The organism is Streptomyces purpureus (genome assembly GCF_014648195.1).
Lineage (GTDB): Bacteria > Actinomycetota > Actinomycetes > Streptomycetales > Streptomycetaceae > Streptomyces > Streptomyces purpureus.
The window spans coordinates 46391-53451 of sequence record NZ_BMQQ01000017.1; the positions used below are offsets into that span (position 1 = coordinate 46391).

Annotated in this window: 9 protein-coding genes and 3 tRNA genes; 5 read left to right on the forward strand and 7 right to left on the reverse strand. The window is 71.9% G+C overall.

Annotated features, from left to right (window positions below; all coding sequences use genetic code 11):
- Positions 1-54: 54 nt before the first annotated feature.
- Positions 55-126: transfer RNA gene (locus IEZ01_RS21375), tRNA-Val, on the reverse strand.
- Positions 127-180: 54 nt separating this feature from the next.
- Complete coding sequence (locus IEZ01_RS21380) at positions 181-636, reverse strand: TIGR02611 family protein (protein WP_189203231.1); 456 nt, start codon at positions 634-636, stop codon at positions 181-183.
- 189 nt (positions 637-825) lie between these two features.
- Between IEZ01_RS21380 and IEZ01_RS21385 the strand changes: the two genes are divergently transcribed.
- Both IEZ01_RS21385 and IEZ01_RS21390 read left to right on the forward strand, forming a co-directional pair.
- On the forward strand, positions 826-1239 hold the full coding sequence (locus tag IEZ01_RS21385; RefSeq protein ID WP_003959770.1) for an SsgA family sporulation/cell division regulator: 414 nt from the start codon (positions 826-828) through the stop codon (positions 1237-1239).
- 323 nt (positions 1240-1562) lie between these two features.
- On the forward strand, positions 1563-2120 hold the full coding sequence (locus IEZ01_RS21390) for a CGNR zinc finger domain-containing protein (RefSeq protein ID WP_019884881.1): 558 nt from the start codon (positions 1563-1565) through the stop codon (positions 2118-2120).
- 19 nt (positions 2121-2139) lie between these two features.
- Here the strand turns inward: IEZ01_RS21390 and IEZ01_RS21395 are convergent, their stop codons facing one another.
- Positions 2140-2292: a hypothetical protein gene (locus IEZ01_RS21395; protein WP_019884882.1), complete on the reverse strand. Its 153-nt coding sequence runs from the start codon at positions 2290-2292 to the stop codon at positions 2140-2142.
- A gap of 121 nt (positions 2293-2413) precedes the next feature.
- Complete coding sequence (locus IEZ01_RS21400) at positions 2414-2851, reverse strand: hypothetical protein (RefSeq protein WP_028797322.1); 438 nt, start codon at positions 2849-2851, stop codon at positions 2414-2416.
- 157 nt (positions 2852-3008) lie between these two features.
- Here IEZ01_RS21400 and IEZ01_RS21405 point away from each other — a divergent pair, with 157 nt between their 5' ends.
- Positions 3009-3530 carry a DsbA family protein gene (locus tag IEZ01_RS21405; protein ID WP_189203233.1) on the forward strand — a complete coding sequence of 174 codons (522 nt, stop codon included), beginning with the start codon at positions 3009-3011 and terminating at the stop codon, positions 3528-3530.
- Positions 3531-3844: 314 nt separating this feature from the next.
- On the opposite strand, the gene IEZ01_RS21410 is transcribed toward IEZ01_RS21405, so the two are convergent.
- From IEZ01_RS21410 to IEZ01_RS21420, 3 genes are read right to left on the reverse strand one after another with little or no spacing between them, the layout of a single operon-like run.
- On the reverse strand, positions 3845-4681 hold the full coding sequence (locus IEZ01_RS21410) for a GNAT family N-acetyltransferase (protein ID WP_189203235.1): 837 nt from the start codon (positions 4679-4681) through the stop codon (positions 3845-3847).
- A 42-nt stretch (positions 4682-4723) separates the two neighbouring features.
- Positions 4724-5554 (reverse strand): aminotransferase class IV, encoded by an 831-nt coding sequence (locus IEZ01_RS21415; protein WP_019884886.1) that lies wholly within the window; start codon positions 5552-5554, stop codon positions 4724-4726.
- Positions 5551-6618 carry a chorismate-binding protein gene (locus tag IEZ01_RS21420; RefSeq protein ID WP_189203237.1) on the reverse strand — a complete coding sequence of 356 codons (1068 nt, stop codon included), beginning with the start codon at positions 6616-6618 and terminating at the stop codon, positions 5551-5553. Before IEZ01_RS21420 ends, IEZ01_RS21415 begins: the two co-directional genes overlap by 4 nt.
- A gap of 188 nt (positions 6619-6806) precedes the next feature.
- Here IEZ01_RS21420 and IEZ01_RS21425 point away from each other — a divergent pair.
- Together IEZ01_RS21425 and IEZ01_RS21430 are read left to right on the forward strand one after the other, a co-directional pair.
- Positions 6807-6879: transfer RNA gene (locus tag IEZ01_RS21425), tRNA-Gly, on the forward strand.
- A gap of 39 nt (positions 6880-6918) precedes the next feature.
- A tRNA-Cys gene (locus tag IEZ01_RS21430) sits at positions 6919-6992 on the forward strand.
- Positions 6993-7061 lie beyond the last annotated feature (69 nt).

Genomic DNA, 7061 nt, shown 5'->3' on the forward strand with positions numbered 1-7061 from the left:
GGGCCGGGCACGACGAAGGCCCTGGAGGAGATCCTCCAGGGCCTTCGATCCGGGTGGGCGATACTGGGTTCGAACCAGTGACCTCTTCGGTGTGAACGAAGCGCTCTCCCACTGAGCTAATCGCCCGGGCGCACCGCAAACATTACCGCATGTCAGCGGGGCCTTTGACCATCAGGAGGGTCAGCGGTCGATGTTCCAGGGCAGGGCGAGGCCGTACTTCCAGAGGTAGATGCCCACCAGGACGGCGACGATGACCAGACCGACCGTTGTCAGGATGATGTTCCGGCGCCGCACCTTGGGGTCGAGCGCCTTCTGCGCCGCCTCGGTCACCTTCCGCTTCGTCCAGCGCAGCACCAGCTGGGCCCAGACGAACTCGGTGGCCCAGATGGCCATGCCACCGAAGATCACCACCCAGCCCGGTCCTGGCAGCACCAGCATCGCGACGCCCGCGCCGACGACGGCCAGGCCGACCACGAAGACTCCGACCTGCCAGCTCAGGTGGAGTGTTCGGCGCGCTTTGATGAAGTCTGGCGCCCGGGAGCCGAGCGGCGGCTCCTCTTCGGTCACGTCCCCCGTCGCGGCGGCCTTGGTCCCGGGCCCGGCGACCTTTCCCCGCTCGTCACTCTCCGCATTCATGACCCCAACCTACCGGACCGCGCCGATGTACCCGAATGGCGGTACGAGCGGAAGTTGCACACCGCCATACGAGCTACCTGAAGGATCACAAAACAGACAGAGGGGTTTACAACGGCACCGTAGGTGGCATGTCGATTTCGCCGACGTGCGAATCCCCGAGCGCACACTGAGCGAAAGGCCCTGGCGCTTATGAACACCACGGTCAGCTGCGAGCTGCACCTGCGCCTCGTTGTGTCGAGCGAGTCCTCACTGCCTGTACCCGCGGGCCTGCGGTATGACACGGCCGATCCCTATGCCGTGCACGCCACCTTCCACACCGGTGCCGAAGAGACGGTCGAGTGGGTCTTCGCCCGCGATCTTCTCGCCGAAGGTCTGCACCGGCCCACCGGCACCGGCGACGTCCGCGTCTGGCCGTCGCGCAGCCATGGTCAAGGCGTCGTCTGCATCGCGCTGAGCTCCCCTGAAGGCGAAGCCCTGCTCGAGGCCCCGGCGCGCGCCCTGGAGTCGTTCCTGAAGCGGACCGACGCCGCGGTGCCACCCGGCACCGAGCATCGCCACTTCGACCTTGACACGGAGCTCTCCCACATCCTGGCCGAAAGCTGAGCCAGGCCGAGAGCCGCACGGCGCCGTCCGACTCGGGGCGACGGCGCCGCGCGGACAACCCCCTACGGCGGGCGTCGGCGCCGTCACCGCGAAGCCACCGCGGTGACGGCGCCGACGTGCTTTCCGGCCCGCCCTCGCCCGTACCGCCCCGGCGCCTTCCGTAGGGCCTCGGTGGGGCCTCCGGCGCGGTTTTCGGCCCCGGCAGGGATGGTTCGGGCCCTCTTGGGGCCCGGTTTCGGACCGCCCCGGGTCCCTCGTGCCCAAGCCGCTAGAGTCAGCGCAATCCGGCGGGCGCCCGCCCGCAGCTGGCCAGGGAGCGAAGCGTGCTGATCCCCCACGACACCCGGATCGCCCTCGACACCGTCGTCGATCTGATGAACACCGCGCCGCAGGGCGGGCGGGGCGACGAGCTCGGGGACGTACCGGCGCTGGGCGTGTTCGTGCGCGCGCACGACATCAGCGACGTGGGTGAGCTCGGGGAACGCGACCTGAAGGCCGTCCGGGAGGTGCGGGAACGGTTCGCCGCGGTGTTCGCGGCGCCGGACGCCCGGGTCGCGGCCGCGCTGATCAATCAGCTGGTGGCCGCCGCGGGCACGACGCCGCAGCTCACCGACCATGACGGCTACGACTGGCATGTGCACTACTTCGCGCCCGGCGCGTCGGTGGCGGACCATCTGGCCGCCGACTGCGGCATGGCCCTCGCCTTCATCGTGGTCGCGGGTGAGCAGGAGCGGCTGCGCCGCTGTGAGGCGCCGGACTGCGGGCGCGCGTTCGTCGACCTGTCCCGCAACCGCTCGCGCCGCTACTGCGACAGCCGGACGTGCGGTAACCGGCTCCATGTGGCCGCGTACCGGGCGCGGCGCAAGGAAGCCGCGGGCTGAGCGCGCCCTCCGGGCCCCTTCACAGCAGGAAGAGGTCGTGGACGGACGCCATGAGCAGCAGACAGCCGATCACCGCGAGGAAGATCATCAGCGGCGGCTGGGAGAGCGCGAAAAGGCAGCCTCGCGGCTCTTCGGTGGGGGCGGGTGACTCGTCCCGCGAGGTATCCAGCATCTCGGGGCGATGATGACGCAGGACACGGCGTGGTGAACGCTCAACACGCTTCACGGCCCGGGCAGTTCACCGGATCTCGTCTCGCCCCGTGGACGTGTTGCCGAGCCGACGGCCGGGCCGGTCAGATGCCGTGCTTCTTCAGGATGGCCTCGATGTCGCTGAAGTCCTCGCCGGCGTTCGCCGTGGTGTTCGCGGCCCGCGGTGGGGCGGCACGCCCCAGGGACGGCGCCGACGCGGCTGGGGCGACGGCCTCGGGTCCGGCGGCGGACTTGGCGGCTGCCTTGCGTTCCTTACGGGTGCCGCCCCTGCGCCGCTCGACGGTACGGGTCGACATGAACAGCACCCAGGCCGCGCCCAGGATCCCGAAGCCGGCCCACGCGACCGGGCTGAAGGCCGTCCTGGCCAGCCACTCCACGGCGCCGGTCATGACCAGCCCGAGCGGGACGAGGGAGTAGGCGGCGATCCGCGCGGCGGTGAGGAACCGCTTGCGGTACGCCGTGATCGCCGCGATGCCCAGGCCGGCCGCGGCCACCGCGGAACAAATGGTCTCGGCAAGCATCTGGTCCTCCAGGCATGGGGCGATACGTCCCTTCCATCCTGCACCTGCGGGCGCGGCCGGGGCCACGGCGCGGGGCAGGTTTCAGGGAGATCTCCGGGGCGCGCTCCTCCCCAGGTGCCGGTTGGGCGGGCCGGGACGGGGCTGGAAGACTGGCCCCATGAGTGACTCGACCCCCGACAGCACCGCCGCCCCCGTCGTCCTGGACGTGTGGTGCGAGCTCCAGTGCTCCGACTGCCACAGCGCCCTGACGGACATCCACGCCCTGCGCGAGCGGTACGGGGACCGTCTGGAGGTGCGGCTCCGGCACTTCCCGCTGGAGAAGCACAAGCATGCCTTCGCCGCGGCGCAGGCGGCCGAGGAGGCGGCGGAGCAGGGCCAGGGCTGGGCGTACGCGGAGGCCGTGCTCGCCCGCACGGAGGAGCTGACCGCGCGCGGCGAGCCGGTGCTGGTCGAGGTGGCGCGGGAACTGGGTCTGGACGCCGAGGAGTTCGACACGGCGCTGATCGACGGCCGGCACATCCTGATCGTCGACGCGGACCAGGCCGAGGGCAAGGCGATCGGGGTGACCGGCACCCCCACGTACGTGATCGGCGGCGAGCGCCTGGACGGCGGCAGGAGCCAGGAGGGCCTGCGGGAGCGCATCGAGGCGATCGCGGACCGTCTGCTGGCGCAGGGCTGAGGCTGACGGGGGGGGCGGCTCTGGCCCCGTGCCCGGGGCGGCTGTCCGCGCGGGGCACGGGGCTGACGGGGCCGACTCGGGGCCCGTGCCCGGAGCGGCTGCCCGCGCGGAGCCGAGAGCTGACGGGGGCCGCCTTGCGCTCGGGGCCCGGCCCGGACCGGGTTCCTCGCGCACGGGCCGAGAACGGACGGGCGCTGGCTCGTCCTCAGCTCCCGTGCGCGGACCGGCTGCCCGCGCGGAGCCGAGACCAGCCGGGGCCGCCCCGGCGACGCAGATCAGGAGCGCGCGGGGGCGAGGCCGGATCGAAGGGCGGCCTAGAGCAGGTCCTTCGCGCTGTTCAGGTGGGTCGTGCGGTAGCCGAGGGATTCGTACAGTCGCAGCGCCTGGGTGTTGCCGGCGAAGACGTGGAGTCCGATCCTGCTCTCCCCGGCCTCCAGGGTGAGCCGTTCGGCCAGCAGCATCAGCGTGCGGCCGTGGCCCTGGCCGCGCCGTTCCTCGGTGACCTCGACGTCGTAGACGAAGGCGGCCCGTACGCCAGGCGCGATCTCGCGCCGTCCGGTCCAGAGCGTGCCGACGACCTCGCCGTCCTGGACGGCGACATGGAGGGCGACGCCCGGGGTGGCCAGGCCCTCGGGAAGGTTCTCGCGCATGCTGGCCTCGGTCTTGGCCCTGGCCTGCTCCTCAGGGACGCCCTGCTCGATCCAGCTGCGGGCGAACCCCACCCGGGAGGCGGCCTCCCACACCTCGTACTCACCTTGCGTCATGGGCCGGACGTCCACGCCCGCCGGCAGGGCGGGGGCCGGTCCGAGCTCCTTGACCATGTTGCGGCTGCGTTCGGTGTAGCCGAGCGCGGCCGCCATCCGCAGCGCGGCGTGCGCGTCGGCCGGTACGGAGACGAGGATCTGGCGGCAGCCCCAGCCCCGCAGCACTTCCTCGGCGGCGAGCGCGGCGACGGTCCCACGGCCCCGGCGGCGGTCCGGCTCGTCGATACGCAGGTCCTCCATGGTGCCGACGGCCGGTCCGAAGCCGGGCATGGTGGCGAGGTGGACCGATCCGACCGGTCGGCTGTTCACCCGGACCTCGTAGGGGCGGTTACGTGTTCCGTCGGCGGAGTGCTGGAGCGGCGCCGTCGGCCGCAGGGTGGTGGTCATCAGGGGTGTTGTACCTGCCCCGCGGCCGCGCGTCACGCGGTTTCACCGCTCCAGGGGGTCCGTTTCGGCCGCGGCGCGCTCCTCGAAGATCCGCATGGCCTTGGCGGTGACCGGACCGGGGGCGCCGGGCAGTTCACGGCCGTCGACGCGGTGGACGGCCTGGACGTCGCGGAGGGTCGAGGTGAGGAAGACTTCTTCGGCCCGGTCCAGGACGTCCATGGGCAGTTCGCTCTCCTGGGCGCCGGTCCAGTCGATGGTCAGGGCGCGGGTGATGCCCGCGAGGCAGCCGGAGGCGAGGGGCGGGGTGTGGATCTGTCCGTCGAGGACGACGAAGACGTTGGAGCCAGTGCCTTCGCAGAGCTGTCCGGCCGTGTTGGCGAACAGCGCCTCGGAGGCGCCGTGCTCGCGGGCGCGGGCGAGCGCGACGACGTTCTCGCCGTACGAGGTCGTCTTCAGGCCGGTGAGGGCGCCCCGCTCGTTACGGGTCCAGGGGACGGTGATCACGGCGGTGGAGTCCGGGCGGCGGCTGGTCTCTCCGAGCGCGACCACGAGGGTGGGGCCGGTGTCGCCGCGTTCCGAGCCGAGCGGGGAGATCCCGCCGGTGTACGTGATCCGCAGCCGGCCGAGCTCCATCGGGTTGGCCTCGACGACGGCGGCGCAGGCGCGGCGGACCTCGTCGAGGTCGGGGTCGGGCAGGCCCAGTCCGCGGGCGGAGCGGGTCAGCCGGTCCAGGTGCCGGGTGAGGGCGAAGGTCTCGCCTCGTACCGCCTTGACCGTCTCGAAGACGCCGTCGCCGACAGTCAGACCGTGGTCCAGTACGGACACGCGGGCCGCGTCCGCGTCGTGCAGGCCGCCGTTGACCCAGAGTTTCATCGAGAAATGGCCTTTCCGCTCACCTCGGGTGCCCCCGACTCGTGTGTTCCCGACGCTACCGCGAGCAGCCGGGCCGCCTTCAGCTCGGTCTCGGCCCACTCCCGCTCGGGGTCGGAGCCCCAGGTGATGCCGGCGCCGGTGCCGAAGCACAGGGCTCCGGCCATGCGGTCGATCCAGAACGTACGTATACCGACGGCGAGCTCGGCGGTGCCGGCGCCGGCGTCCACCCAGCCGATGCCGCCGCAGTACGGGCCGCGGGGCGCGGTCTCCAGGGCGTCGATGATCCTCAGCGCGCTGGACTTGGGGGCGCCGGTGACCGAGCCGGGCGGGAAGGTGGCCGCGAACAGCTCCGGCCAGCCGGCGTCGGGGCGCAGCCGGCCGCTGACGGTGGAGACGAGGTGGACGAGGCCGGGGTGCTCCTCGATCGCGCACAGGGCGGGTACGGCGACCGTTCCGGTCTCGCAGACGCGGCCGAGGTCGTTGCGGACCAGGTCGACGATCATCACGTTCTCGGCGTGGTCCTTGGGGAGCAGATCGGCGGCGGTGCGGCCGGTGCCCTTGATGGGGCCGGACTCGACGGTGCGGCCGGTGCGGCGCAGGTAGAGCTCGGGCGAGGCGGTGGCGATCTCCACGCCGTGCGCGGGAAGCCGGATCGTTCCTGCGAAGGGTGCGGGGTTTCCCCGGGCCAGGAGCGCGGTCAGTGCGTCGACGTCCGAGGCGTCCGGGTCGGGCAGCGGCGCGGACAGCACCCGGCAGAGGTTCGCCTGGTAGACCTCGCCGGCCGCGATGTGCTCGCGGATCCGGCGGACGCCCGCGATGTACGCGGCGCGGTCCAGGGAGGAGGTCCAGTCCCCCGCCCCGGGGCCGCGCCAGCCGCCGGGGACCGGGGCGGGCACCGGCTCCCTTCGCACGTCCGCGAAGCGGGCGCAGGTCAGACGGCCTTCGAAGTCCGCCGCGACGGCCCAGAAGCCGGAGGAGTCGAGGGCTTCGGGGTCGTGGGTGACGTCCCGGAGGTCGGTGGCGACGAGGCCGCCGAAGCGGGCCAGAGGAGCGAGGTGCTGCACGGATGTGAGTCTAGGGCGGCGCCGGGAGGGGCGCCCCGGGGCGGGGGCGGGGGCTCCCGGAGGTGGCCTGGAGTGAACGCGACACGAACACAGGTCAGCACGCTGCGGAAACGCGTTTTTGTACTGGCCCAGGAATCCGCTAGAGTTCAACACGTCGCCGGGACGCGCAAGCGAAACGGAAACGACAAGCGGACGTGGCTCAGTTGGTAGAGCATCACCTTGCCAAGGTGAGGGTCGCGAGTTCGAATCTCGTCGTCCGCTCGATGTGGGGGATCTTCCCGAACCCCTGTATTCACTCCTGGTGGAGTGGCCGAGAGGCGAGGCAACGGCCTGCAAAGCCGTCTACACGGGTTCAAATCCCGTCTCCACCTCCAAGGACGATTAGCTCAGCGGGAGAGCGCTTCCCTGACACGGAAGAGGTCACTGGTTCAATCCCAGTATCG